The organism is Candidatus Bipolaricaulis anaerobius, from assembly GCF_900465355.1.
GTDB classification, from domain to species: Bacteria; Bipolaricaulota; Bipolaricaulia; order Bipolaricaulales; family Bipolaricaulaceae; genus Bipolaricaulis; species Bipolaricaulis anaerobius.
Genome location: NZ_LS483254.1, coordinates 1,110,705 through 1,134,108, shown reverse-complemented (window position 1 = coordinate 1,134,108; position 23,404 = coordinate 1,110,705). Strand labels below are relative to the sequence as shown.

At 68.4% G+C, this 23,404-nt stretch carries 19 protein-coding genes and 4 tRNA genes; 2 read left to right on the top strand and 21 right to left on the bottom strand.

The features are described 5' to 3' along the window. Position 1 precedes the first annotated feature (1 nt). The 11 genes from BARAN1_RS05460 to BARAN1_RS05410 form a co-directional block, all read right to left on the bottom strand. The gene (locus BARAN1_RS05460; RefSeq protein ID WP_122031544.1) at positions 2–1,111 is read right to left on the bottom strand and encodes a transcription termination/antitermination NusG family protein; all 1,110 of its coding nucleotides are present in this window, start codon (positions 1,109–1,111) and stop codon (positions 2–4) included. 10 nt (positions 1,112–1,121) lie between these two features. After that, positions 1,122–1,304: a preprotein translocase subunit SecE gene (gene secE / locus BARAN1_RS05455; RefSeq protein ID WP_157959507.1), complete on the bottom strand. Its 183-nt coding sequence runs from the start codon at positions 1,302–1,304 to the stop codon at positions 1,122–1,124. A 22-nt stretch (positions 1,305–1,326) separates the two neighbouring features. Then, positions 1,327–1,402, bottom strand: a tRNA-Trp gene (locus tag BARAN1_RS05450). A gap of 54 nt (positions 1,403–1,456) precedes the next feature. Beyond that, positions 1,457–1,618 (bottom strand): 50S ribosomal protein L33, encoded by a 162-nt coding sequence (gene rpmG / locus BARAN1_RS05445; protein WP_122031542.1) that lies wholly within the window; start codon positions 1,616–1,618, stop codon positions 1,457–1,459. 1 nt (position 1,619) lies between these two features. Next, positions 1,620–2,834 carry an elongation factor Tu gene (gene tuf, locus BARAN1_RS05440; protein WP_122031541.1) on the bottom strand — a complete coding sequence of 405 codons (1,215 nt, stop codon included), beginning with the start codon at positions 2,832–2,834 and terminating at the stop codon, positions 1,620–1,622. Between the two features lie 74 nt (positions 2,835–2,908). Then, positions 2,909–2,981 (bottom strand) — tRNA-Thr (locus BARAN1_RS05435). Between the two features lie 44 nt (positions 2,982–3,025). Next, positions 3,026–3,112: transfer RNA gene (locus tag BARAN1_RS05430), tRNA-Tyr, on the bottom strand. Positions 3,113–3,175: 63 nt separating this feature from the next. Further along, positions 3,176–3,248 (bottom strand) — tRNA-Thr (locus tag BARAN1_RS05425). 82 nt (positions 3,249–3,330) lie between these two features. Further along, positions 3,331–3,726: a secondary thiamine-phosphate synthase enzyme YjbQ gene (locus tag BARAN1_RS05420; RefSeq protein ID WP_231944253.1), complete on the bottom strand. Its 396-nt coding sequence runs from the start codon at positions 3,724–3,726 to the stop codon at positions 3,331–3,333. Then, positions 3,723–4,283 carry a CBS domain-containing protein gene (locus tag BARAN1_RS05415; protein WP_157959506.1) on the bottom strand — a complete coding sequence of 187 codons (561 nt, stop codon included), beginning with the start codon at positions 4,281–4,283 and terminating at the stop codon, positions 3,723–3,725. Before BARAN1_RS05415 ends, BARAN1_RS05420 begins: the two co-directional genes overlap by 4 nt. Next, positions 4,273–6,231, bottom strand: coding sequence for an elongation factor G (locus tag BARAN1_RS05410; protein WP_157959505.1), 1,959 nt, complete (start codon positions 6,229–6,231; stop codon positions 4,273–4,275). Before BARAN1_RS05410 ends, BARAN1_RS05415 begins: the two co-directional genes overlap by 11 nt. Before the next feature lie 117 nt (positions 6,232–6,348). Here BARAN1_RS05410 and BARAN1_RS05405 point away from each other — a divergent pair, with 117 nt between their 5' ends. Beyond that, a complete protein-coding gene (locus tag BARAN1_RS05405; protein WP_157959504.1) occupies positions 6,349–6,735 on the top strand; it encodes a HEPN domain-containing protein in 387 nt (128 codons plus the stop codon). Then, positions 6,732–7,025, top strand: a complete 294-nt coding sequence (locus BARAN1_RS05400; protein WP_157959503.1) for a nucleotidyltransferase domain-containing protein — start codon at positions 6,732–6,734, stop codon at positions 7,023–7,025. Before BARAN1_RS05405 ends, BARAN1_RS05400 begins: the two co-directional genes overlap by 4 nt. Positions 7,026–7,069: 44 nt before the next feature. Here BARAN1_RS05400 and BARAN1_RS05395 read toward each other — a convergent pair whose 3' ends face one another. The 10 genes from BARAN1_RS05395 to BARAN1_RS05350 form a co-directional block, all read right to left on the bottom strand. Next, positions 7,070–8,791, bottom strand: coding sequence for a proline--tRNA ligase (locus tag BARAN1_RS05395; protein ID WP_157959502.1), 1,722 nt, complete (start codon positions 8,789–8,791; stop codon positions 7,070–7,072). A gap of 13 nt (positions 8,792–8,804) precedes the next feature. Next, positions 8,805–11,210 (bottom strand): ATP-dependent DNA helicase, encoded by a 2,406-nt coding sequence (locus tag BARAN1_RS05390; protein ID WP_122031535.1) that lies wholly within the window; start codon positions 11,208–11,210, stop codon positions 8,805–8,807. Continuing rightward, positions 11,207–11,644, bottom strand: coding sequence for a CBS domain-containing protein (locus tag BARAN1_RS05385; protein WP_122031534.1), 438 nt, complete (start codon positions 11,642–11,644; stop codon positions 11,207–11,209). Before BARAN1_RS05385 ends, BARAN1_RS05390 begins: the two co-directional genes overlap by 4 nt. Further along, the gene (locus tag BARAN1_RS05380) at positions 11,641–12,609 is read right to left on the bottom strand and encodes a 1-phosphofructokinase family hexose kinase (RefSeq protein ID WP_122031533.1); all 969 of its coding nucleotides are present in this window, start codon (positions 12,607–12,609) and stop codon (positions 11,641–11,643) included. Before BARAN1_RS05380 ends, BARAN1_RS05385 begins: the two co-directional genes overlap by 4 nt. Beyond that, positions 12,606–13,901, bottom strand: coding sequence for a tRNA (N6-isopentenyl adenosine(37)-C2)-methylthiotransferase MiaB (miaB, locus tag BARAN1_RS05375; protein ID WP_122031532.1), 1,296 nt, complete (start codon positions 13,899–13,901; stop codon positions 12,606–12,608). Before miaB ends, BARAN1_RS05380 begins: the two co-directional genes overlap by 4 nt. Positions 13,902–13,963: 62 nt before the next feature. Beyond that, positions 13,964–17,296, bottom strand: a complete 3,333-nt coding sequence (locus BARAN1_RS05370) for a Swt1 family HEPN domain-containing protein (protein WP_122031531.1) — start codon at positions 17,294–17,296, stop codon at positions 13,964–13,966. Next, positions 17,277–17,804: a hypothetical protein gene (locus BARAN1_RS05365; RefSeq protein WP_157959501.1), complete on the bottom strand. Its 528-nt coding sequence runs from the start codon at positions 17,802–17,804 to the stop codon at positions 17,277–17,279. Before BARAN1_RS05365 ends, BARAN1_RS05370 begins: the two co-directional genes overlap by 20 nt. Continuing rightward, entirely contained in the window at positions 17,788–19,161 is a 1,374-nt protein-coding gene (locus BARAN1_RS05360; RefSeq protein WP_122031529.1) for a DUF3696 domain-containing protein, read from the bottom strand. Before BARAN1_RS05360 ends, BARAN1_RS05365 begins: the two co-directional genes overlap by 17 nt. Then, positions 19,158–22,109 (bottom strand): DUF1156 domain-containing protein, encoded by a 2,952-nt coding sequence (locus BARAN1_RS05355; RefSeq protein ID WP_122031528.1) that lies wholly within the window; start codon positions 22,107–22,109, stop codon positions 19,158–19,160. The genes BARAN1_RS05360 and BARAN1_RS05355 overlap by 4 nt, the downstream gene beginning before the upstream one ends. Next, positions 22,091–23,308 carry an ATP-binding protein gene (locus BARAN1_RS05350; RefSeq protein WP_231944252.1) on the bottom strand — a complete coding sequence of 406 codons (1,218 nt, stop codon included), beginning with the start codon at positions 23,306–23,308 and terminating at the stop codon, positions 22,091–22,093. The genes BARAN1_RS05355 and BARAN1_RS05350 overlap by 19 nt, the downstream gene beginning before the upstream one ends. Positions 23,309–23,404 lie beyond the last annotated feature (96 nt).

Genomic DNA, 23,404 nt, shown 5'->3' with positions numbered 1-23,404 from the left:
CTTACACCTTCTCGATTCCGTCGAACGAAATGCGGACCGGCGTCTCCCGCCCGAAGATCTTCACCATGACCACCGCTTCCTCGGCTTCCTTGTCGATCTCGCGGATCTCGCCCGTGAAGTCGGCGAACGGCCCCTCCACGATCTGGATGACCTCTCCCACCTCGAACTCGACCTCGACCCGCGGCGCCTTCGCTGCCTCCGCGGCCTGGGGGGTCTCCACGAGGCCCGCCTTGCGCTGCACGAGCAGGATCTCCGGGCCCTCGATCGGCACGGGCCGGGTCTTGCTCCCCACGAACCGCGCCGACCGCTCCAGGCCCCGGAGGAGCTCGAACATCTCCTCCTCGTCGAGGCCCATCTTGGTGAACACGTACCCCGGGATCAACCGCCGTTTCTCGATCCGTTGCACGGATACCTCGCGCTTGTCCTTGTACTCCTTGACCTTGACGAGGCCCGAGGCACGGGCCTGGATCTTGTGTTCCCGCTCGATCTCCGCCCCCTCGTCCAGGGCTGCCCCCACGCGGACCTGGGGATGGAGGTAGGCCTCAGGGATGATCCGCGTTTCCTCTGTCCCGTCCCCGTAGCGCAGCGTGACGCGCTTCACCCTCTCCCGAGCCACGATCTCCCCGCGCTCGCCGGCGGTGTAGCGGTCGTCGGAGTCCACCGTGAGCGGCAGGCCCGGCCGGGTCCGTTCCCCGACCCGCACATCGCGGCGCAACCCCTTCTCCTGAGGGACCAGGTATTCGATCTCAGCGTGGGTGGGGGTCTCCACCACCACCCGCCACAGGGGTTCCATCGCCACCACCTCCGCGGGGCGGGCGAGGTGGGTGGGGGGGCGGCGGGCGATCACATCGCCCCGCTGGACACGCTCATTGTTCGCCACCAGCAGGTCGTAGTCGTAGGGGATGCGGTACTCGCTCGCGCGGCCCCTCCCCGAACGGGACGTGACCACCTCCTCCACCGGGACGAAGAAGAACTCCTCCTCCTCTCCGGTGCGCAATGGCTCGAACTGCCGCTCCCAACCCAGGTTGCGGACCCGCTCCTCGAGCTGGTGCTTGAGGCGCAATTCCGAACCCGCGTACGTCTGGATGGCGTACCACCGCTTCCGTTGCATCGTGGATACCTTAGCTGAGGAGGAGGCGGAGGATCTGGGTGATGATCAGGTCGGCGAGCCCGAGGTAGACCCCCAGCACCACGGACAGGATGATGATGAGCACGGTCAGGCTCACCACTTCCTTGCGCGATGGCCAGCTCACCCGAGCGACCTCCGTCCGGACGGACGTCAGGTAGTTCCGGACCCTCTGCATCGCATTCATCCTCTTCCCTCGCTGGCAGGCCCGGGAGGACTTGAACCCCCAGCCTGCGGATTTGGAGTCCGCCGCTCTGCCACTTGAGCTACGGGCCTCGAACCCCGCCGCCCGATCGGCCGGCGGGGATACCGCTCCCCTCCGTCGAGGGGCTAGGCTTCCTTATGTTCGGTGTGCTTCCCGCACCAACGGCAGTACTTGCTTAAGGCGAGCTTCTGCCGCGTGTTGTTCCGGTTGCGGCGGGTGTGGTAGTTGTGCCGTCCACATCCGGAACAAGCCAGCGTCACAAGCTGGATCGTATCCTTTTTCGCCATGTCACTTGATGATCTTCGTCACCACGCCCGCCCCGACGGTGCGCCCGCCCTCGCGGATCGCGAACCGCAGGCCCTCCGACATCGCGATGTGCTTCATGAGCTTGCACCGCAGCTGATCCACGTTGTCGCCGGGCATGACCATCTCCACCCCCGGTGGGAGCTGGACCTCACCGGTCACGTCGGTGGTCGTGAAGTAGAACTGCGGTTTGTAGCCGTTGAAGAACGGGCTGTGCCGCCCTCCTTCATCCTTGGACAGGACGTACACCTGGGCCTCGAACTCCGTATGGGGGGTGATCGAGCCAGGTGCGGCGAGCACCTGTCCGCGCTCCACCTCGTCCTTTTCGATGCCGCGGAGGAGGATCCCCACGTTGTCCCCGGCGATCGCCTCGTCGAGGGTCTTGTTGAACATCTCGAGGCTCGTGGCGACGGTCTTGCGGATCTCGTCCGTGAGCCCGACGATCTCCACTTCCGCCCCGGGGGTGATCCGGCCCCGCTCCACGCGGCCGGTGACGACCGTGCCGCGGCCCTTGATGGAGAAGATGTCCTCGATCGGCATCAGGAAAGGCTTGTCCTCCTCGCGCTTCGGGAGCGGGATGAAGCTGTCCACGGCATCCATCAGGTCGAGGATCGGCTTGGCGGCCGGGTCATCCGGCGACTCCACCGTGAGCGCCTTCGATGCCGACCCGCGGATGATGGGCGTTTTGTCGCCGGGGAACTCGTACTTGGAGAGGAGATCGCGGATCTCGATCTCGACGAGGTCCACCAGGTCAGGGTCATCGACGAGGTCCACCTTGTTCAGGAAGACGACGATCGCCGGAACGTTCACTTGGCGGGCGAGCACCACGTGCTCGCGGGTCTGCGGCATCGGCCCATCGGCCGCCGAAACGACGAGGATCGCCCCGTCCATCTGCGCGGCGCCGGTGATCATGTTCTTGATGTAGTCTTGGTGCCCCGGGCAGTCGATGTGCGCGTAGTGGCGGGTATCCGTTTCGTACTCAACGTGGGCCACGTTCACGGTGAGGATCTTCGTCGCATCACGGCGGAATAGCTTCGCATCGGCCTTCGCGACTTCGTCGTAGGACCGCTGCTTGGCCAGCCCCTTGAGCCCGAGCACCTTCGTGATCGCCGCGGTCAGGGTCGTCTTACCGTGGTCGATGTGCCCGATCGTGCCGATGTTGACGTGCGGCTTCGTTCGTACGAATTGTTCCTTTGCCATCCTCCATCCTCCTCGTTTTCCTCCCCAGCTCGGATCCGGATCGCCGGGCCGCTCGCTGCCCGCTCCTATCCAAGAGCCCGCGGTCGGAATCGAACCGACGGCCTCTTCCTTACCAAGGAAGTGCTCTGCCGACTGAGCTACACGGGCGAGGAGGCACAGTCTACCCTACCGCGCCCATGGCGCGCAAGTCATGGTGGAGGGGGAGGGATTCGAACCCCCGAAGGCCTCAGGCCGCCGGGTTTACAGCCCGGTGCGTTTGACCACTTTGCTACCCCTCCGGGCAACCGGTTCTCCGGGTGTCGGTGCCGCCTCCGCGGGCCGGTAGCTGAGGCACCGATTTGAGCCAGTGGCCCGAATCGAACGGGCAACCTTCCGCTTACAAGGCGGATGCTCTGCCAATTGAGCTACACTGGCTGCGCCGCCGAAGGAACCGTACTCCCGGGGGAACCGAGCACGAATATACCGGGAGGCGTGGAACGGGGCAAGGCCCCACGGTTCAGCGCAAGGGGAACGCCCACACCTCGCGCTCGCGCGGGCCGTCGAACTCACAGAAGTAGACCCCTTGCCAGGTCCCAAGCTCAAGCTTGCCCGCGACGACGGGGAGGACGAGCGACGGCCCGAGGAGGGCGGAGCGAACGTGGGCGGGGGAGTTGCCCTCCGGATGGCGAAACGGGAGGCGCGGCACGAGGGCCGACAGCGCGGCCCCCACGTCGGTCCGCACGTCGGGGTCGGCGGCCTCGTTCACGGTGAGGGCGGCCGTGGTGTGGGGGCAGAAGAGGAGGACCGCGCCCTCGGTCACGCCGAGCGCCGGGAGCGCGTCGGCGACGGGTCCCGTGATGTCGAGGACCTCTTCGCGGGCCCGGGTGCGGACGGGAATCCTCGCGTACGTCACCGCAGGGTCCCCTCCAGTTCAGCAAGGAGCTGCGCTGGGTCCTGCACCCCCTGGACGTGGATGATGAGCTCCCCGCCGTGGCCGCGGAGGACGGCCACGAGGGGCAACCCCCGTGCCCCGAGGGCGCCCAGCGCCCGGTAGGCATCCGCGGGGGACGAAGGCTGGATCAGGATGCGTGTCCCTTCCTCCCCCAGCCCCGCCATCTGGGCGAGCCCCCGCAGGAGGCCCACGCTCGTGAGGACCCCCACGAGGCGCTTCTCCCCATCCACCACCGGGAGGAGGAGGTAGCGCTCGGAGAGGAGGACCACCGCCCGCTCGAGGGGATCGTCGGGGCTCATCGTGACCGTGGGGGACGAGGCGAGCTTCCCCGCGGGGAGGGTTGGGTCCGGGGCGGCGGAGAGCGCCTTGCGCGTGAGGAAACCAACGAGGTGCCCCTCACCATCCACGACGAACAACACCGCTACCCCCACCTCGGCGGCGAGCTTCTGTGCCTGGGCGACCGGGGCGTCCGCCCGGGCCACGGGCGGGTCGCGCATCATGAAATCGCTAACCTTCATGGGCCGCCGCCCGCAGCTGCCCAAGCAGCCGCTCCTGGAGTTGTGCAGGCACGAAATCGTAGCGAGCGAACGCCATTTGGAATGTGGCCCGGCCCTGGGTGAGTGCCTTCAAGTCGAGCGCATAGGAGAGCGTTTCTGCCATCGGGACCTCCACCCGGATCGTCGTCCGCCCCCCCCCGGCCTCCATCCCAAGGATCCGCCCCCGGCGGGACGTGATGTCGGAGATGATGTCCCCGGTGAACGTGTCGGGGGCGGTCACGGTGAGGGACATGATCGGCTCGAGAAGCGTTGGGTCAGCGTTCTCGGCCGCCAACTTGAACGCCGTGCGCGCCGCGATCTTGAACGAGAGCTCGGAGGAGTCCACCTCATGGTAGGTCCCGTAGTAGACGGCGGCCCTCACGTCCACCACCGGGAACCCGACGAGGACCCCCTCCTCGAGGGCCTCGCGCACGCCCTTCTCCACCCCCGGGATGAACTGCTGTGGGATCACCCCACCCTTGATCTCGTCGACGAACTCGAACCCCGCTCCCCGCGGCAGGGGCTCGATGCGGAGGTGGACCTCCCCGAACTGCCCGTGTCCCCCGGTCTGCTTCTTGTGGCGGTACATGGCGCTCGCCGTCTTGCGGATCGTCTCCCGGTACGGGACCTTGGGGACCTTGTAGTGGACCTCCACCCCATACTTGTTGCGCAGCCGCTCGGCCAGGACATCGAGCTGGACGTCGCCCATCCCCGAGACGAGCCCTTCCTTCGTCACCGGGTCGCGCTGGAAGGTGAGGGTGGCCTTGGTGGTCACGAGGTCACGGAGGGCTGAGCTCACCTTTTCTTCCTCGGCCTGCGATTTGGCGGCGATCGCCCGGATGAACACCGGCTTCGGGAACGGGATCGGGGGTTCAGAAGCGGCGGTTGCATCCGCGGCGAGGGTGGCCCCAAGCTCGATGCCCTCTAGCTTCCCGAGGGCGGCGATGCTCCCCTCTACCGCGTGGCCAGCCTTCTCCAGCTTCGCCCCGTTGAAGGCGTACACGTCGCGGACTTGGACCTTGTCCTTCGTCGCGAGGTTGAACAGCGTGTCCCCGTCGCGGACCTCGCCGCTCATCACCTTCACGTAGGCGAGCCGGCCGAGGTAAGGGTCGAGGGAGAGGGAGAACACGCGGAGCCGCGTCCCGGCGCCCTCCGCCCCGTCGGGGGACAGGAGATGGAGGGCATCGAGGAGCTCCGGCACGCCGTGCCCGCTCGGGACTGACCCGAACAGCACGGGGACGAGGCGGCCGGAGAGCATCCCCGACCGCACCGCCGCCAGGATCTCCTCCCGCGATGGCGTCTCGTCGGCGAGCACCTTCTCCAACAGGGCGTCGTCGCACGTCGCTGCTTCCTCGACGAGCTCGGCGCGCAGTTCCTCGGCGCGGGCCTTGATCTCCGCCGTGACGGCGAACTGGCCGGAGGTGGGAGCGCCGGTGAGGACATCCACCACGCCCACGAACGTGTCGCCCTCTCGGACCGCGAGCTCGAGGGGGACGAACGCCCCGTCGAGGGAGCTGCGGACGGCGGCGAGCGCGGCGTCGGGATCGGCGAGGGGCTTGTCGAGCATGTTCACGAACACGATCGCCGGGCGACGGGCGGCGCGGCGGATCTCCCACGCCTGCTCCGTCACCACTTCCACCGGTTTCTCCGCGTTCACGACGAGCACGACGATGTCAGCCGCGTCCACGCCCTTGTAGATCTCCTCGATGAACTCCCCCAGGCCGGGGGTCACGAGGAGGTCCATCCGCTTCCCGTGCCAGGTGCAGGAGCCGATGGAGAGGTCAATGGACTGCTTGCGGCTCTTTTCCTCCGGCGTGCGGTCGAGGGCGACCTCTCCGGTGGTCCCCGCGGTGCGGAGCATCGCCTCCGCGAGCGCGGTCTTCCCCGATCCGGAGTGGCCAACGAAGCATACGCTGTGGGCTTGTCTCATCCCGATCACCTCAGAAGTTGCTTGGCGACGCGGCGGCAGTATATCCTAACCCGGGAGGGGACACCCGAGGGGCGATGGGGCCCCGACGGGCCTGATCAGGGGATGGTGGGGAGGAAGATGGACCCCAGGGTTGAGAACTGGCTGAACTCGGCGCGCTACGACCTCGCTGCAGCGCGGGACATGCTGGCCGCAGGCCGGTTCGTGTACACGATCTTCTTCTCTCACCTCGCGGTGGAGAAGGCGCTCAAGGCCAAGGTCCAGGAGGAGACGGGGAAGACCCCGCCGCGGGTCCACGACCTCATCGTCCTCCTGAAGCGGGCGAAGCTCTATCCCCCTCCGGATCTGCGGGACTCCCTCGGCAAGATGGCGGGGACCAGCACGGCCACCCGCTACCCGGCGGACCTGGAGGAAGTGGTGCGCAGCTACCCGCGCGAGGTGGCCGAGGAGCACCTGCGGTGGGCGGAGGAGGCGGTGGGTTGGATCGCGGGACAGTTGAAGCCGTGAGGCAGTACAAGGACGAACTGCGCCGGCTTGGGATCGAGCCGGAGCGGGTCATCCTCTACGGGTCCCGCGCCAAGGGGATCGTCGCGGAGGATAAGGACATTGATCTGGTGGTCATCGCGTCGGGTTTTTCCCGTCTGAACCTGCGGGAGCGGCTGGAGCTCTTGGGGATGGCCGCCGCCCGGATCAGGGAGCCCGTTCAGGCCCTCGGCTACACGGCGGAGGAGTACGCCGCGCTCGGGGAGGGGACGTTCGTCGGCGATGAGGTCAAGCCGGTGGGCATCGAACTGTGAGCCGGAACGCCCGGAGGTCCCGCCCGCGCTAGGCCCGCCGGAGGCTACTCGGTGCGGAGGAGGTCCTGCACCGCGCGCTGGATCGAATCCGGCGACGCAGGGGCCGGGCTCCGCACCCCGTTGTGGCGGCGTTCGAGGTCCACCTCCCCCGTGCGCAGGCTGCGGGGGCCGATCACGGCGAGGACCGGGATCCCGACGAGCTTCGCGTCGTGGAACTTCTCCCCGGGGCTCCGTTCCCGGTCGTCGAGGAGGACGTCCCAACCCGCCTCGGCAAGGTGTGCGGCGACCGAGGTCGCGAGCGCGACCTGGTTCCCATCTTTGGGGTTGAGGACCGCCACCAGGACGTGGAACGGGGCCACCGCCGTCGGCCACACGATCCCCTCCTCATCGTGATGGGATTCGATCACCGCCGCCAACAGGCGGCCGATCCCGATCCCGTAGCAGCCCATGACGAGGGGCCGCGCCTGGCCGTCTCGGTCGAGGAACGTCGCCCCCAGGGACTGGGAGTACTTTGTTCCCAGCTTGAAGATGTGCCCGAGCTCGATCCCATGCTGGATGTGGAGCGTCCCCCCGCAGCGCGGGCAGGGATCCCCGTCGCGGGCAAGGGCGACATCAGCGACGAGCTGAGTCTGGAAGTCGCGCGGGAAATTCACATTGCGGAGGTGGAACCCTTCCTTGTTCGCTCCCGCCACGAGGTTCCGCGCCGGGGGGATTGAGTCATCCACCACCACCACGACCTCGTCGCCGGAGATGCCGATCGGGGATGCGTATCCCGGCACAGCCCCTGCGGCCACGATGTCCTCCTCCGTAGCCGGGGAGAGCTCCGCCGTCCCGAGGACGCGGGCGAGCTTTGCCTCGTTCACCTCGAGGTCGCCGCGGATCACGACGAACACGAGCGCCTTTCCCGCCCGGTAGAACACGGCCTTCGCCGTCTTGCGGGTGGGGATGCCGAGGAAGGCCGCCACCGCCTCGATCGTGGTGCAGCTGGGGGTGGCCACCTCCTCCCGGGGGAGCAATGCCTCGTCGGGGTCCGGTTCCTTCACCGCCACTGCCCCTTCGCGATTGGCGGCGTACCCGCACCCCGCGCAGCGGACGAACGTGTCCTCGCCCTGGTCATGGGCGAGCATGAACTCGTGCGAGCCCGATCCGCCCATCAGCCCCGGATCGGCCTCCACCGGCACCGGGGAGAGCCCGCAGCGGCGGAAGATCCTCTCGTAGGCGCGGTACACCTCAGGGTAGTACCGATCGAGGTCGGGGGCGTCCTCGTGGAAGCTGTACCCGTCCTTCATCGTGAATTCCCGAGCCCGGATGAGCCCGCCCCGCGAGCGCGGCTCGTCGCGGAACTTGGTCTGGATCTGGTACAGCATGAGGGGGAGCTGGCGCCAGGATTGGATCTCCCGCCGGGCGAGGTCGGTCACGACCTCTTCATGGGTTGGCCCGAGGACCATCTCCCGCCCCGCCCGGTCCTGGAACCGGACGAGGCTCGGGCCGAAGTCGCTCAGCCGCCCCGTCCTCGCCCACAGCTCAGCGGGGTGAACGACCGGCATGTGGAGCTCCGCGCCCCCGATCGCGTCCATCTCCTCGCGCACGATCGCCTCCACCCTGCGCAGGGCGCGCCACCCGCAGGGGAGGTAGGTGTAGATCCCCGTCGCCAGGGGGCGGATCAAGCCAGCGCGGAGCATCAACCTGTGGCTGGCGAGGTCGGCCTCAGCGGGCTCCTCCTTCCACGTGGGGAGGAAATAGTGGCTCCAACGGACGTACGCCATGATGGGCCTGAGGTTAGCGGAAAAGGTCGGCCAGGGCAACGGCCACCTGGTCTGGATCGTCCATCCAGCGCCCCGGGACGGGGAGGGCACGGAGAAACGCGTCCCCATACCGCTGGGTGGCGAGGCGGGGGTCGGCGAGGAGGAGGGCCCCGCGGTCGGCCGGGGTGCGCACGAGCCGCCCTACCCCTTGGCGCAGGCGGAGCACCGCTCGGGGAAGGAACAGCTCCTGAAACGGGCTTCCCCCTCGGGCGAGGATCCGTTCTGACTGGGCCTCGATCAACGGGTCCGTCGGGACGGGAAACGGCAGGCGCACCACGAGGAGGATCTCGAGCTCCTCCCCCGGGAGGTCGATCCCCTCCCACAGCGTGTCCAGCCCGAGAAGGACCACCGGTGGGGGGTGGTGGCGGAACCGGGTGAGGAGCTGCTCCCGTTCCCCGTCCCGGCGCTGGACGAGGTGGGGCGTTCCCGCGAGGTGGGCGGCAGTGGCGTCGAGGAGGCGGCGGGAGGTGAACAGGGCGAGCGCCCGCCGCGGCACCGCGGTCATGACCTGGCGCAGGGTAGCAGCGAGGGCCTCCGGGAAGCCGGGATCGTCGGGGTGAGGGAGGTAGCGGAGGACGAACGCCCCCACCCGGTCGTAGGGGAACGGGGAGGGCCACGCCCGAAACGGGGGCGGCGGGTCGAGCCCGAGCTCGCGGGCGAGCGTCCTCCCGTCGTCCCCCACGGACAGGGTGGCGGAGGTGAGGATCCCGCCTCTCAGGTTCGGCCACAGGGCCGCGCCGAGGTGATCCCCGATATCCACCGGCGATGCGGTGAGGGTGAGCCCGTGAGCCCCCCGGGCGTACCAGAACACGGCATCGTCGCGGTCGGGGCGGAGGAGGTGCCCCACCAGCCCCGCCGCGCGGCGGATCTCGCCCGCCAGGCCACGGGCCTGTGCCCCATCCTCCTCGGCGAGGTCCCGCGCCACCTCCCCGATCGCGGCGGCGAGGTCGTCGAGCGCCTCCGTAAGGAGCGCACCGGCAGGGAGGAGGGGGGCGACGTCGGCTGCCCTGTAGCGGCCGATCTCCCGGGGGAGGACGGCCCCGGCCGTGGCCCAGAACTGGCGATGGGCCGCCGCCGCCTTCTCCCAAGCCGCGACCGCCTCGTCCGTCCCCCACGCCGCAAGCAACCCCCCCGCGCCCCGCCGCAGCTCCCCCAGGAGGCGCGGGATGACCGGCGGGGAGAGGGCGGCGCTCAGCGCATCGCGCATCCCCTGCGGCAGGGCGTGGGCCTCGTCCACGACGAGGAGATCGTACGGGCCGAGGATCGCCCCCCCGCTCGCGAGGTCCGCGCCGAGGAGGGCGTGGTTGACGACCACGAGGCGGGCGGCACGAGCTCGGTCCCGGGCCCGGCGCGATGGGCACCGTTCCCAGAACGGGCACAACCGCCCCCCGCACCGGAAGGGGAGGTCCGGTAGCTGGCGGAGGACTTCACGTCCGACCGGATCCGTCCGCAACCCTGCCACCTCGTCGAGGTCGCCCGTCTCCGTCCGCGCCGCCCAGGAAAGGAGCGGCACGAGCACCTCCCGGGCGACGAGCTGGTGCCGGACTTCCTCGAGCCGCCGCAGGCAGAGGTAGTTCTCGCGCCCCTTGAGGAGCGCGCACGTGGGGTCGAGGGCGAGCGTTTCGAGGAGGAAGGGAAGGTCGCGGCGCCAAAGCTGTTCCTGGAGGGCGCGGGTGCGGGTTGCCACCACCGCCCGCCCCGTCCCGTCGGCGAGGGAGAGGAGGAGCGGGACGAGGTACCCGATCGTCTTCCCCGTCCCCGGGCCGGCCTCAAGGAGTTGGATCCCTCCCCCCATGAAGGCCTCCCCTGCGGCCTGGGCGTAGGCGAGCTGCCCCTCTCGCCGGGCGAGGAGGCCGGCTGAGGTGAGGCCCGCGAACGCCTCCTCCACCGTCCGCGGCGGCGCAGGGGTCCTCCCCCGTGCGGGGGGAGCGGGGGGAGGGCCGATCCAGTTGGGGTCCGGGAGGAGATCGGCGACGAGGGAGCGGGCGTAGGGGGGGAACGCCCCTGCGGCCACGAGGAGGGAGAGGAGGAGGGCGCCGGTGACCTCCGCCCAGCCTACGGCATTGTCTGGGACCGGGAGGCCAAGGCGCCGGGCGAGGCCAGGGAGGGAGGGATCCGGGTCCTCCGACCACACCGCCCACGCCAGGGCCCGCGTGTCCACCCAGGGTGCCCCGACCGTGTCCGCCCCACCGAGCCGCGCCCGCAGGGGGGCCAGGTCGTGGCCCACGAGGGGGAGCCTCGCGAACCGGGCGAGTGCCCCCTTGGGGAGGCCGTCGCTCGTCAAGGGAAACGAGGCCCGCGCGATCGGCTTACCGTTCTGGAACTGAACCGCCCCGACGCTATCCCCCGCCACGGCGAGGGCGACGAACTCGACGCTCACCGTTGGAGGTGGTGGAGGAGGTCGATCCTCCGCACCACCCCCACCAGCCGCCTCTCCTTATCCAGCACCGGGATCTGCTTCAATCCCTTGCGGATCATGAGGTCGGCGAGGTGGAGGTCGGTGTCGTCGGGCCGCGCGGCGATGACGTCGCGCACCATGAACTCTGCCACCGGCTCCCCCCCGATCTCGCGCAGCCGGCGGCTCAGCTGATCGAGGCTCGGCAGGAACGCCGTCGATTGGAGCATGTCCACGTACCCCGGGAGGACAGCCCGGATCAGGTCTCGCTCAGAGATCACGCCCACCACGCGGCCGTCCTCGTCCACGACCGGGAGCGACGACAGGCCGGACTGGTAGAGGAGGTACATGACGTGGGATACCGTGGTGTCGAGGTCCACCGATGTCAGGTCGCGGCGCATGACCTCGTGGGCCTTCATCCCTCCCCCCTTCGGCGGACCCCCACGTGATCGAGCTCGCGGCGGATCGCACCCGGGTCCAGGCACAGCTTCTCCTCGACCCCCGCTGAGGCCACGGCTGCTGCCATCCCGTACCGGGCCGCCTCCACCAACGGCTCGCCGCGGAGGAGCGCCGCGAGGAGCCCTCCCACGAGGGCGTCATCGGCGCCGACGAGGTTTTTGAACGTGGTAAGCGGGACCCGGGCCTCGAACTCCCACACCCCGTCCCGGGTGACGAGGATATCGCCCGTGATGCGGTGGGAGATGAGGCACGCCTCGACCCCCTGCTCGATGACCTTCTTCCCGGCGTGGATGATCTCCTCGGCCGAGCGCACCGGCATCCCCTGCAGTTCGAGTTCCGTGCGGACATCGGGCTTCACGAGGAATGGGCCCTCCGCGATCGTCCGCTGCAACGCCTCGCCGCCGGCGTGGACGACCACGCGCGCCCCCGCGCGGTGCGCGAGCTGGACGAGCGTGCGGTAGCAGTCGGGGGGGCAGCCGGGGGGAAGGGCTCCCCCGAGGACAACGTACTCCGCCCGGCGCACCATCCGCTCGTACTTGCGGAGGAAGATCCTCATCGCCTCCTCCGGCACGGGCGGGCCCTCCTCGTGGATGAGGAGGGGGTGGTACTCCTGACCCTTGGCGATCACCGTGACGTTGGTCCGGCTCTCGCCGGGCATCCACACGAAGTTCACCGTCACCCCGCGGGAGAGGAGATCCTGGAGGATGATCTGCCCCGTGTGGCCGGCGAGGAACCCCAGCGCCACCGTCTCTACCCCTTCACCGGCGAGGAACGTGGACACGTTGATCCCCTTCCCCCCAGCGAACATGTGCGATTTCTCTGACCGGATGAGGATCGCTTCCTCCGGCTGGTCGAGGGAAAGGGGGAGCTTATCCACCCAGTAGAACTTGTCGAGGGTCGGGTTGAGGGTGACGGTGAGGATCATTCCCCCTCCACCCGCCCGTGAAGCGCCCCGGCTGTGGCCCCCTCGATCGTCACCATCGCGAGCCCCCCGATCATAGCCCGATCCCCGGGGAAGAGCACGGTCCGGAAGTCCGGGGTCTTGCCGACGAGGCGCCCCTTCGCGGGGAGGAACGCCTCCACCAGGACCTCGACCGTCGTCCCGACCCGCGCCCGGTGGAGGGAGAGGGCCACCTGGCGGGACGCGTCGAGGGCCCTGGCCAGGCGTTCGGCCTTCACCCGCGCCGGGACGGAGTCGGGAAGCCGCGCCGCCCGCGTCCCTGGCCGGGGGGAGTACGCTGCCACGTACACCGTGCCGAACCGCGCCTCCGCGATGAGCGACAGGGTGAGGGCGAAGTCCTCCTCCGTCTCGCCGGGGAACCCGACGATCACGTCCGTGGTCACGTTCACCTCCGGGATCGCCTCCCGCAGGCGGTGGACGAGGGCGAGGAACCTTGCCCGGGTGTAGCCGCGCCCCATCGCCTGAAGCACGCGGTCGCTCCCCGATTGGACGGCGAGGTGGACGTGGGGACAGAGGTTCCCGCCGTTGGCGAGGGCGGAGATGACGTCGTCGGACATGTACGCGGGGTGAGAGGACGTGAAGCGGATGCGGGGGATGGGGATCTGGGTTGCCGCGCGGAGGAGCGCGGCGAAGTCTGGTCCGTCGCCGAGGTCGCGGCCGTAGGCATCCACGTTCTGCCCGAGGAGCGTCGCCTCCTGGTACCCGGCGCGAGCGAGGCCCGCGAGCTCGGCGAGGACCTCCCCCATCGGCCGGGAGCGGAGCGGGCCCCGCACCCGGGGGACGACGCAGTAGGCGCAGCCATGCGAGCAGCCCTCGGCGATCGTCACATAGGCCTGGAATGGGCTCCGTCGCGCGATGGGCAGGCGGTCGAGCCCGTTCGGGCTCGGGAGGGAGGCAAACCGTTCCCCGGCCTGGGCGCGGGAGATGAGGGCCGGCAACTCGGCGACCCCGCTCGTCCCGAACGCGAAGTCCGCCCCGGGGAGGAGGTCGAGGATCCCCTCCCCCCGGCCCTGGGCCATGCATCCTCCGACCCCGATCAGGCGGGGGCGCGTCCGGCGCAGGCGTTGGAGCTCCCCGACGCGCCCGATCACCTTCTCCTCCGCCCGCCCGCGGACCATGCACGTATTGAGGAGGACGATGTCGGCGTCCTCCGGGTCGTCCACGACGGTGTAGCCAGCCTCCCGGAGGACGCCCGCGATCTCCTCGCTATGGTGCTCGTTCTGTTGGCAGCCCCAGGTCAGGATGCACGCCTTCATCGCCCGAACGATACCCGGTTGCGGACGCCCCGACGAGGGGACGAGGCTGTGCCCTTCGGACGCTACTCCTCCTCGAACCCGTGGGACGCGAACTTGAGCGCCGCTGCGTTCTCGGTCACGGTCCGCACCACGTTCTCCGGCGCCCCGTCGGGGATCAGGGCCTCGATCTCGAGGGTCACGGTCACCTCTGCTCCCGGCAGCCCCGCCAGGTGCGCCACGACCTCTTCGGCCACCCGGCTCGCGTCCCGCCCCGCGCGGGTGGAGTCGAGCACCACGGTCCCATGGAATCGCTTCGGCCGGCGGGGCTTTTTCTCCTTCTCGGGCGGCTCCCCCGCCCCGGTCTGCACCTTCCCGTCCGCAGCGCGCGCCGGCGGGGCGGCCGGCACCTCCGCCGCGAGCTGGCGCTGCGCCACGTCGGGTTTCACCACGAGGCCTGGGTCGTCCTCCGTCACCCGCACCTGGGCCCCTGCCCTCAACCCGCGGTAGCGCCCGGTGGCCACGTCGTAGTCTTCCGCGTAGGCGAACCCGTCCTTCTGCCATGTGAGCTGTCCAACGCCATCGCTCACCGCCGCGGCGAGCACGGCCGGGCTCTTCAGGCGTGGCAGGTACACGTACCGCGCGAAGTCGTCCCCGAGCTGGCGCACTTCCACGTGGTCTCCGCGCCACAACGGCACCCGGTCGAGCTCCAGCCGCAGCCGCGTTCCGCCCAAGCTCGTCACGAGGAGCTCTTGGTTCCGCAGCCTCTTCCCCGCCCGCACGGCGAGCGGATCGCTCCCCTGGAGGCGGAACTCCTCCCATCGGACCGGCTCCTGGGGGCTCGGCTGAACAGGGACGAGGAGCCACTGGTAGACCTCGGGGAGCTTGGCCGCGACCGTAGCCTCCTCCCCCTGCAGCCGTTCCTCGGCGCTGCGCACCTGAGATGGCGAGAGGTCGAGGGTGTCCTTGTCCCGGAGGATCGAACCCCAGGCGAGGTACCGCCGCAGGGCCGCCTCCAGATCCGGGAGGTGGGATCGGTCGGGAGCCAGGAACACAAGCGCGTTGCGGTAGAGGCGGGGCGCATTGCCCCGCGTCTCCAGGATCTTCTGGGCTGCCACCAGGGCCGGGCTCTCCTCCCCCTTGCCGTGCGGGGTGGAGATCCCCAGCACCACGAGCCGGGCATCGCGATCGTCGGGCACGTCTGCGCTCGACTGCGGGAACGGGTGCACCCCTGCGAAGTCCCCGCGCTCCCGTACATCCCTGCGCACGCAGGCCTCGATTTCCTTCGCGACCCTATCCGGTTCGCGCACCAACTGCTCGGCCCGGTCCTCGGCGAGTTTGGTCACGGTCGGCTGGGTCGCGTACCAGTAGCGGTGGCCGTCCTGGTAGAGGTACGTCGCCCCTGCGGCCAGCCGGCGGAGGGCATCCCCGAACACGGCCACCGGCTCGCCCGGCATCACGCACCCCAAGTGGACGCGCCGGTCCTCGATCCCCTGGTGGGCCGCTTTCTGGATCGGGGCCGACCCAAGGAAGATCGTCCGCGCCACGCGTCGTGACGCCGCGTACTTCCCGAGGTTCGACGCCTCCCCATCCTGCCTCACGGGAAGAGAGTTCGGCCCGTCGATGTCCTTCTCAATCACCGGGGCCCAGTTGTCCGAGAGGTACCGCGTGAGCTCGAACTGGACCCGTGGCTCGTCGAGCGGGATCGTGGAGGGGAGGATGAGCGGGTTCTTATCACCCCGTTCCCACAGGCAATGGATGACCGCTGCCATCAGCCGCAACACGCCCCGCGTCCGCTGGAACTTGAGGAGCGTGGACCAGTCGCTGTACAGGCGGTCGAAGATCTCGGGGTGGATGGGGTACGCGGCTTTGATCCGCGCCTCGTAGTCCGCCTCGCGGCATTCCGGGGGGAAGTCGTCGCGGTGCTGGCGGTAGAAGTCGGCGAACGCCCGCGCGGTCACATCGCGGGCTTTGAACTCCTCTGGGCCAGCCAGGGGTTGGAACAGGCGCCGGCGGACGATCTCGAAGCTCTCCTCGGCGCTGGCCGGCCGCCACGACGACTCCACCCGGCCGATCACGTTTCGCAGCCGATCCTGGGCCTCACGTCCGCGCAGCCCCCCCACCTCGGCATCCTCGACCTGGGCGTGGGGCGAGACCTCGCTCTCCGACGCCGGCAAGCTCACCACCACCAGGCATTGCGGGGCCGCCTTTGCCGACTCGGTGAGGGCTTGGGCGAACGTGAACTGGGTCTCGAAGCTTCCCGCGGGGAGGTCGGCGCCGTCGTGGAGCTGGCGGGCATAGGCCACCCACTCATCAATGAGGATGAGGCACGGGCTGTAGTCGCGCAGGAGCTCCCGTAGCCGGTCGCCGGGGCTCGTTGCTCGCTCATCGTCGGCCCGGATCCGGTCGAACGCCTTCCGCGCCTCCTTCTCTCCGCCCTTGGCGTAGCCGAGCTGCCAGGCGAGTTCACCCCATAGGGTGCGAACCTCCGTTCCGTCGGGTTTCTTCGTTGGGTTGGCTGGCGAGATCTTGTTCCCTACCAGGACCACCCGGTGGACCGCCGGGAGCTTCTCCACCCCAGCCTCGGCGAGGAGTTCCTCCACTCCCGGGAGCTCGCGCGGGGCCTTCCCCGAGAAGAGGTGGTACAGGGCAAGAAGCGAGTGGGTCTTCCCGCCGCCGAAGTTCGTCTGGAGCTGGACCACGGGGTCTCCGCCCGTGCCGGCGAGGCGTTCCACGGCCCGCACGAGGAGCCGCTGGAGGCTCTCGGTGAGGTAGGTGCGGCGGAAGAAGTCCACCGGGTTCTTGTACTCGTCGCTCCCCTCGCCGCGGTAGACCTGCCACAGGTCGGCGGCGAACTCCGCCTCCTGGTAGTGGCCGCTCGCCACGTCGGGGTGGGGGGAGATGACCTCGCGCCATGGCCTAAGCGCGCCTGTGGCCGCAGCCTCGACGAGCGAGCCGCCCACGCGCCGCTTCTCGCCGCGCACCTCTTCGTCGAACTGTTGGCGGAGGAGCTGGCGCTTCATCTTCGCCACCTCCGCCGCCTCTCGGGCCGATACCGCCGTGAGCAGGCGCTCCACGGAGTCGAGGGCACGGTACGCGTCGTCGCTCGAAAACGCCTCCTGGTGAGCCCAGCGGTTCCGGATCTCGCGCAGTTCCGAGACGAGGCTTCGCTCCACTGGACCGAGCGTGCGGCGGAACACCGGCTGCCACCCGTCCCACATCAGCTTGAGGAGAGCCGCGGCGTCCCACTGGGAGAGGGGCTTCCCCGAGGCGAGGCGCTCGTCGGCCGAAAGCCGCTCGACGAGCCTGTGCGCCTCGTCGTCGGAGAGCGTCTTCACCTCACGTTCGATGAACGGCCCGAGTCCGATCTTCAGGAGCTCCAGCGCCTTCCCTACTCGCTCATGGTTTGTGGTCGCCATGGCTGTTACCTCCTCCTGTGTGCTGCAGCATGTCAGCACATAGGTTCTTCACGCGAACACCGTTTTTCCGCAACGCCATCTCGAACATAGCCCAGTCTGTGTCGACGGCGTTCACGACATCTGCCCCGCTTACAATCGCTACTGCAACATAGATGCGATCCCCTCTGTCGAAGGCCGCAAGATCTTGATCTGCGGGGAACTCGCTGTACCCGCGCTGAGCATCTCGGTTCACGGAGGCTTGCTCACAGAAGTGTGGGTCTGTCTGCCTGTCCCAGAGCCACTTGAAGAAGAAATCCCCTGCGCCCGGGCGTCCGCTGCGGCTGGCGTGACGACCGTACTCCTTCAAGATCTCGTCACCTGCATCAATCACCACCTTCAGGCTTCCCTCGTTAGCTTTCTTGACTATCTGGCTTAACTCCCCAGTCACAGCCAGGACGCAGCGCTCTGTTGCGTGGTCGCAGCGCTCGTTCGCTACCACAAGGACGTTGACATCAACCACCCTGCGCATCTGCACCCTTCTGCCGGAGGATGGCAGCCTGCGTGGCAAGAACCTCGCCAAGGTCATCTCCGAAGAAGCCCGGTGGCCAGTTCGAGATCCGTCCGAAGAGATCCAGCAAGAGGCGCTGAATATCAGAAGCCCGCCCAGTCCGGTGGACGAAGTACAGCGCAACCTCCTGCTCGGGATCGATCTTTCCTTCAGCCATTCGGCGCTGCAGTCTTCGCAGGAGATGCTCACTGTGGCTCTCCAGGATCACCTGTATGCGGCGCGTCTTCACTGCGTCAATCAGAACATCAGCGAGCCCCGCCTGCACAGCTGGGTGCAGGTGTATCTCAGGCTGCTCAAGAATTACCACCGAGCCCTCCGGGACGTAGTAGCATAGGGTTATCACGGGAAGCACCTGCGAGACGCCGAAGCCCACATCTGTTACGGGAACCAAAGGCCCTCCGTTGTCGGTCTGAAGCATCATCCTGTAGATCTGGACGTCTTCTGCTACTGATTCAATCTCGAATTTATGTACAATCCCGAGATCAGCCAGCGAGCTGGCGACCTGTTCCTCGAGAGTCCTCCTATGTCTCCTGGGACCCGGGGAGATGTACTTGCCCCTTGCCCTTGATGAGAGCAGCGCATCAGTGACACGCTCTCCTCGCCGTCCAACATCGAGAGGCTCGCCCCCTGCCCAGATGTAGTGCCGTCTTGGATACTCGCGCAGCGGGCCCAGGTAGAAGACCCGTCCCCACAGGTGTTCAGCTGCCAGTTCGAGATCTGCAAGAAACTGAGCGTTCTGGTAGTAGGCCCTGACTTCAGGCGGGAAGCCGTAGCACTTCGTTGGGGGAGGTAGAGGCCAAGCGCGTCCACGGGTTCGGACGAAGTGGAAGTCTCGTCCCTCAGCCCGCGATGGGAAAAGGTCGTAGCCTTGCTTCTCGCGAGCCTGCATCCCAAGCTCTAGGTTGTCAATCCTGTAGCCCATTCGCTCCACTCGGAGCCCGGCCCCCCCCTGAGTCACCCGCGCGAACTGCGAGAGCTGCTCAGTAGAGAACAGAGTCCGCGATGGGACAGTCGGATCCGTAATCGTGATCTGCTTCGGAAGACGCCACGATATGTCCCATTCAATTCCTCTCTCTGTGTCGTGCCTGTGGGTGACCTCATGGAACCCTCCGAGCTCGACTAGACTTCTGTCGTCGCCCAGGAAGAGAGGAAGGTTTCTGTCGGGGGAATCCGCTGTTTGTTTCAACATTAGAAGCGCTTGTATGAGAGCGCTCTTACCGGAACTGTTCGGCCCGAAGAAACCCGTGATTCGCGCAAACTTTAGTGGGCCAGTATCAGCCCATCCCTTGAAGCCCCTCAAGTGCAGGTCTGTAATCATGTATTCCCCCTCACAGCACCATCGAACATCTCGCGGGTCTCCGCGCGTTCGCTGGGCCCTGTCCGTGCCAAGCGGACGATCTCGGGCCAGCTCTGGACGAGGGCGTTGTAGGCGAGGGCTTCGGGAGCGCGCTTCTTCCGCTCGCAGATCGTGTACAGCCGGTACGCGAGCCCGCGGGCGGTCTCGGCCTTCGCCCCTAGCACCCGCACGAGGTCCGCCGCCGCGCCCTCGCCCCCCGCCTCCAGGGCGCGGATGAGCTGATGCACGGTCTCCCAGACCGTGAGCCGCGTGTCCACCGCCGGATCCCAGTCCTCCGGCAGCTCCTCGGGCTTGAGCAACCGCACCTTGCCCGCCTTGGAGCGGAGGAAGCCCGCCTCGACCATGCCCTGGACGCTCGTGTTCTTGGCCTTGGAGAGCGTCTCCGCATCGCCGAACGGGCCGTCGGCGAACCCGTGCTGCTCGAACCAGGCGAGGGCCCACCGCGTGTCGGGGTCAAACTCCCCTTCTTGTTCAGCGAGCGTCTCATCGAGCATCTCGTTGATCAAGGCGAGCGCCTCGCGCACCGGCACGGGCTTGCCTTCGGCGTCGAGCACCTTGGCGTAGCGCGTGTAGACCGCCATGCCGGGACCGATGGCGGCCTGCGCCAGATCGACCGGCGCGATGTTGCCGGCCTGCAAGTGCGCCAGCGCCGCCGGCAGCTCGGCCTTCAGCGCATTCAGAAACTCGCGGCGGCTGGCGGTGGGCGCATCCGCCGGCCGCGGCCGGCAGACCAGCACGATGCTGGAGGCCAGGGCGTTGGTGCCCGAGCCGATCATGCGCCTGTCCAATTCTGTGCGCATCGGCCAGGTGCCGGAGATGGCGAAGCCGGCCTCGATCACCGCAGCCAGAAAGGTGTCCCAGCCGGTGTTGGTGGTGCCGTCAGTGCCGCCGCTCTCGGACTGCTTGAAGGCGTAGTAGATCGTGACCGGGCAGGCCGGATGCGCCTGCTCGGCTAGGCGATGCATCGCCTGCGTCATGCCGTCAAGGAAGAAGGTCTCGGCCTTCTCCTTGCCGCCGTGGCGGTAGGGCGTGGCGACCAGCTCCTCGGCCTTGGGCACCGCCAGCGTGGCGAACAGCTCGGGAAACACCGGTCGCAGCGCGCGGCGCAGCCAGACGTAAAAGAAGTCCGAAAGGTCGGCGTAGCCGATGTTGTCGTAGTACGGCGGGTCGGTGGATACGACTTTAGCTGCGGCAATCTCTTGGGATTGAGCATCTGCCTGCCAAACGGCACCCAGTGCGGGTGGATTCAACGCGGAAAGCGCCACAGTGATAGAAACGATACCGCCCTCATAATTCCCGCTGGAATCAGAAAGCGGGTTGCTCTCAGCGAAGTCCCAGACCATGGGAATGGCTTGCCGACCAAATGTGTTTCGAGCGTGTTCACGCAGACTGGCCCATGCACAAACAGTCGAATTACGATCTGCAACCTTGTCCACCGCCATCGCCAAATACACCCCCACCGCCTCGGCATACGCCGTCGCGCCAGTGCCGCCGTCGCGCAGCGGGGTGGGGTCGTCGGAGAGGCCGGCGGCGAGGGCGTCGCGGCGGACCTGCTGCATCGCCTCGCCGACGAGGTCGGAGAAGGTCGTCAGCGCCACGAGCTGGCGCGGGGTGAAGTAGTCGCCGAACGTCTGAAAGCCGTATCGACGTCCTTGAGCATTGCTTGCCCACGTCCCGCGGCTTGGCGCATCTGGCTTCCAAGTGGGCCTGGCACTTCGAGCGATAGTCTCGTGCTCCGGCTGCGGATCCAGATATACGCGACCGCGTCTACCTTCAGCGACGACTGCCATCAGCCGTGCGCCCATGCGACCTGCATTGGCCTCTGCGTCGATGTATTCGTACCGAAATGGAGAGCCAGACATGAGGCACTCGAAACTGCCTTGCGACAACTTCGTGCCGCGCTTCGCCCGCTCGGCGTCCTGCGGCTTGCCCGTCTTCACCGTGAACCGGTAGCCGGCGCCTTCGATCACCGGCTCCACATAGGCTTCCTTGCCCGGCTTGGTGGAGAGCATGAAGGTGGAGGCGAGCGGCACATCCACCTCGCGAAATGCCGGGTTTGGGCTCTTCACGGTGCGGGCCCACAGCCAGGCGATCACGGTGAGCTTCTGGCCGACGTAGGGTTTGAGGTCCGGCCGGTCCTGGGCCATCTCCGCCGTGACCTCGATCTTGGGATACAGGTGCCCGATCCGCTTCTCGGCCTCGTCGCGCATCCACTGGCCGTAGTAGCGGACGTCCTCGGCGAGGCCCTGTGCCCCCTTCCACGGGCGGGTGCCGAGCTCGCGCTGCCCTGAAACCTCCTCCTCACCCTCCCCTCCCCTCGTGGAGGAGAGGGAACGATAGCGCGGGTTCACGGGGGGCTTGCCGGCGAACTTGGGCGGGATCTCGATCATCGCCTTGCAGATGAGCACCGCAACCGGGTTCAGGTCGCTCGCGTACGCCTCCAGCCCCAGCCGCTGCGCCTCCAGGGGGAGGGACCCGCCGCCGGCGAACGGATCGTGGAACGCGGGGAGCTTCTCGGGGTTGAAGAGCTCCCTCGCCCGCGGGTGATCCGCGTTCTCGGCGCACGTCCGGCGCCAACTCTCCCAGATCTCGTCCCGCGCCCGCTGGAGCACCTCCTCGTTCGTGGTGTTCTCCCACTGCACCAGATCCTCGATGATCCGGAACAGGCGCTGGCGCTCCTTCTCCTGGGCGGCCTCGGTGGGGAAGAGGTCGGGGTTGGCGGATGGATCGTCCACCATCTGGGCGAAGATCACTGCCCGCGCCGCGGCAAGCGGCCGCCGCGCCCACCACAGGTGGAGCGTCGAGGGATGCCCGTGGCGGATGGACTTCTCCCGCGCGCTCGCGGCATTGATCGCCTCGAGCGGCAGCGCGACTTCGATCAGTTTCTTCTTCACAACACCCTCCACCATGGCGCGGCGAGCACGTCCGGCGCCAGCCACTCGATGGCGCTGCCGGTGTGGAGCACGAGGCCCACCCGCGCCTTCCGGCCGTACTCGCGGCGGAAGGACCGGAGGTGCGCCGCGTCGTCCAGACGTGGCCGGCTGCCCGCCTTCACCTCGATCGGGAGCAGCTTCCGCCCAGCCTCGACCACGAAGTCCACCTCTTCCCCGCTCGCCGTGCGCCAGTAGGTGACCTCGGCGCGTTCGAGCCGGGCATCACGCCAGGCCAAGAGATCGCCCAGAACCAAGTTCTCGAGGTGCGCGCCGTTGGGCTCGTCTGCCTCTGCCAGGTGGAGGGCAAGGCCGGTGTCGGCCCAATAGAGCTTGGGCGACTTGATGAGCCGCTTGGTACGGTTGACGGCGTAGGCCGGCAGGCGAACGAGCAGGCAGGAGGTCTCGAGCAGGTTGAGCCAGCGGTGCACGGTGGCCTGGGGCAGCGATACGTCGCGGCCGAGCTCCGTTTGGTTGACGAGCTGGCCCAGGCGCAGACAGGCGGCGCGCATGAGCCGCCGGAAGTCAGGGAGCGCGCTGATTGCGGCCAGGTCCTGGAGATCGCGCTCGAGGTAGGTGCGCGCGTAGCCATCGAACCAGATGGCGCGCTCCTTGGCGTCGGCGAGTTCGAGCGCGGGCGTGGGGAATCCGCCGCGGCGGACGAGCGCGCGCCAGTCCTCGGGCTCCGCCTTCCCTGCCCCCAGCACCTCGGGCCACTCCTCGTCGGGCGCGGCGAGCAGGTCCTCCCAGCGGCCGGAACGACCCTCCCCGCACTGTTCGCGCCGGGTCATCGGCCAGAGCGTTAGGTAGCTCGCCCGGCCGGCGAGCGACTCGGAGACCTGCCTCATGAGGAGCAGGTTCGCCGAGCCGGTGAGGAGGAAGCGCCCCGGCGTGCGGTCGCGGTCAATGGCCCGCTTGATGGCCTGGAGCAGGGAGGGCTCGCGCTGGACCTCGTCGAGGGTCACGGGTCCGGGCCCGCCGAGGAGGATCTCCGGGTCGCGGCGCGCGGCGTCGAGGACGTCGAGGTCGTCGAGCGAGGCATAGCGCCGCCCCCGCCCGATGCGCTCGGCCACGAGCGTGCTCTTGCCTGTCTGCCGGGCGCCAGTCACCACGACCGCCGGCATCACCTGGAGCCGCTCAGCCAGCGCGGGCTCGACCAGGCGGGGAAGAGTATTCACGCTGTGGATGATAATCATTCATGAGATGGATGGCAATAGCCATGACGCCTCGTCCACCACGCGCGAAGTGTTGGGGAAGGTTGGAGCAGTGGGCGT

Bases quoted from the DNA above. Each gene is read 5' to 3' on its own strand.
- BARAN1_RS05460 (WP_122031544.1), bottom strand. From the start codon at position 1,111: ATGCAACGGAAGCGGTGGTACGCCATCCAGACGTACGCGGGTTCGGAA.
- secE (WP_157959507.1), bottom strand. From the start codon at position 1,304: ATGCAGAGGGTCCGGAACTACCTGACGTCCGTCCGGACGGAGGTCGCT.
- rpmG (WP_122031542.1), bottom strand. From the start codon at position 1,618: ATGGCGAAAAAGGATACGATCCAGCTTGTGACGCTGGCTTGTTCCGGA.
- tuf (WP_122031541.1), bottom strand. From the start codon at position 2,834: ATGGCAAAGGAACAATTCGTACGAACGAAGCCGCACGTCAACATCGGC.
- BARAN1_RS05415 (WP_157959506.1), bottom strand. From the start codon at position 4,283: ATGAAGGTTAGCGATTTCATGATGCGCGACCCGCCCGTGGCCCGGGCG.
- BARAN1_RS05410 (WP_157959505.1), bottom strand. From the start codon at position 6,231: ATGAGACAAGCCCACAGCGTATGCTTCGTTGGCCACTCCGGATCGGGG.
- BARAN1_RS05405 (WP_157959504.1), top strand. From the start codon at position 6,349: ATGGACCCCAGGGTTGAGAACTGGCTGAACTCGGCGCGCTACGACCTC.
- BARAN1_RS05395 (WP_157959502.1), bottom strand. From the start codon at position 8,791: ATGGCGTACGTCCGTTGGAGCCACTATTTCCTCCCCACGTGGAAGGAG.
- BARAN1_RS05385 (WP_122031534.1), bottom strand. From the start codon at position 11,644: ATGAAGGCCCACGAGGTCATGCGCCGCGACCTGACATCGGTGGACCTC.
- BARAN1_RS05380 (WP_122031533.1), bottom strand. From the start codon at position 12,609: ATGATCCTCACCGTCACCCTCAACCCGACCCTCGACAAGTTCTACTGG.
- miaB (WP_122031532.1), bottom strand. From the start codon at position 13,901: ATGAAGGCGTGCATCCTGACCTGGGGCTGCCAACAGAACGAGCACCAT.
- BARAN1_RS05370 (WP_122031531.1), bottom strand. From the start codon at position 17,296: ATGGCGACCACAAACCATGAGCGAGTAGGGAAGGCGCTGGAGCTCCTG.
- BARAN1_RS05365 (WP_157959501.1), bottom strand. From the start codon at position 17,804: ATGCGCAGGGTGGTTGATGTCAACGTCCTTGTGGTAGCGAACGAGCGC.
- BARAN1_RS05360 (WP_122031529.1), bottom strand. From the start codon at position 19,161: ATGATTACAGACCTGCACTTGAGGGGCTTCAAGGGATGGGCTGATACT.
- BARAN1_RS05355 (WP_122031528.1), bottom strand. From the start codon at position 22,109: ATGGTGGAGGGTGTTGTGAAGAAGAAACTGATCGAAGTCGCGCTGCCG.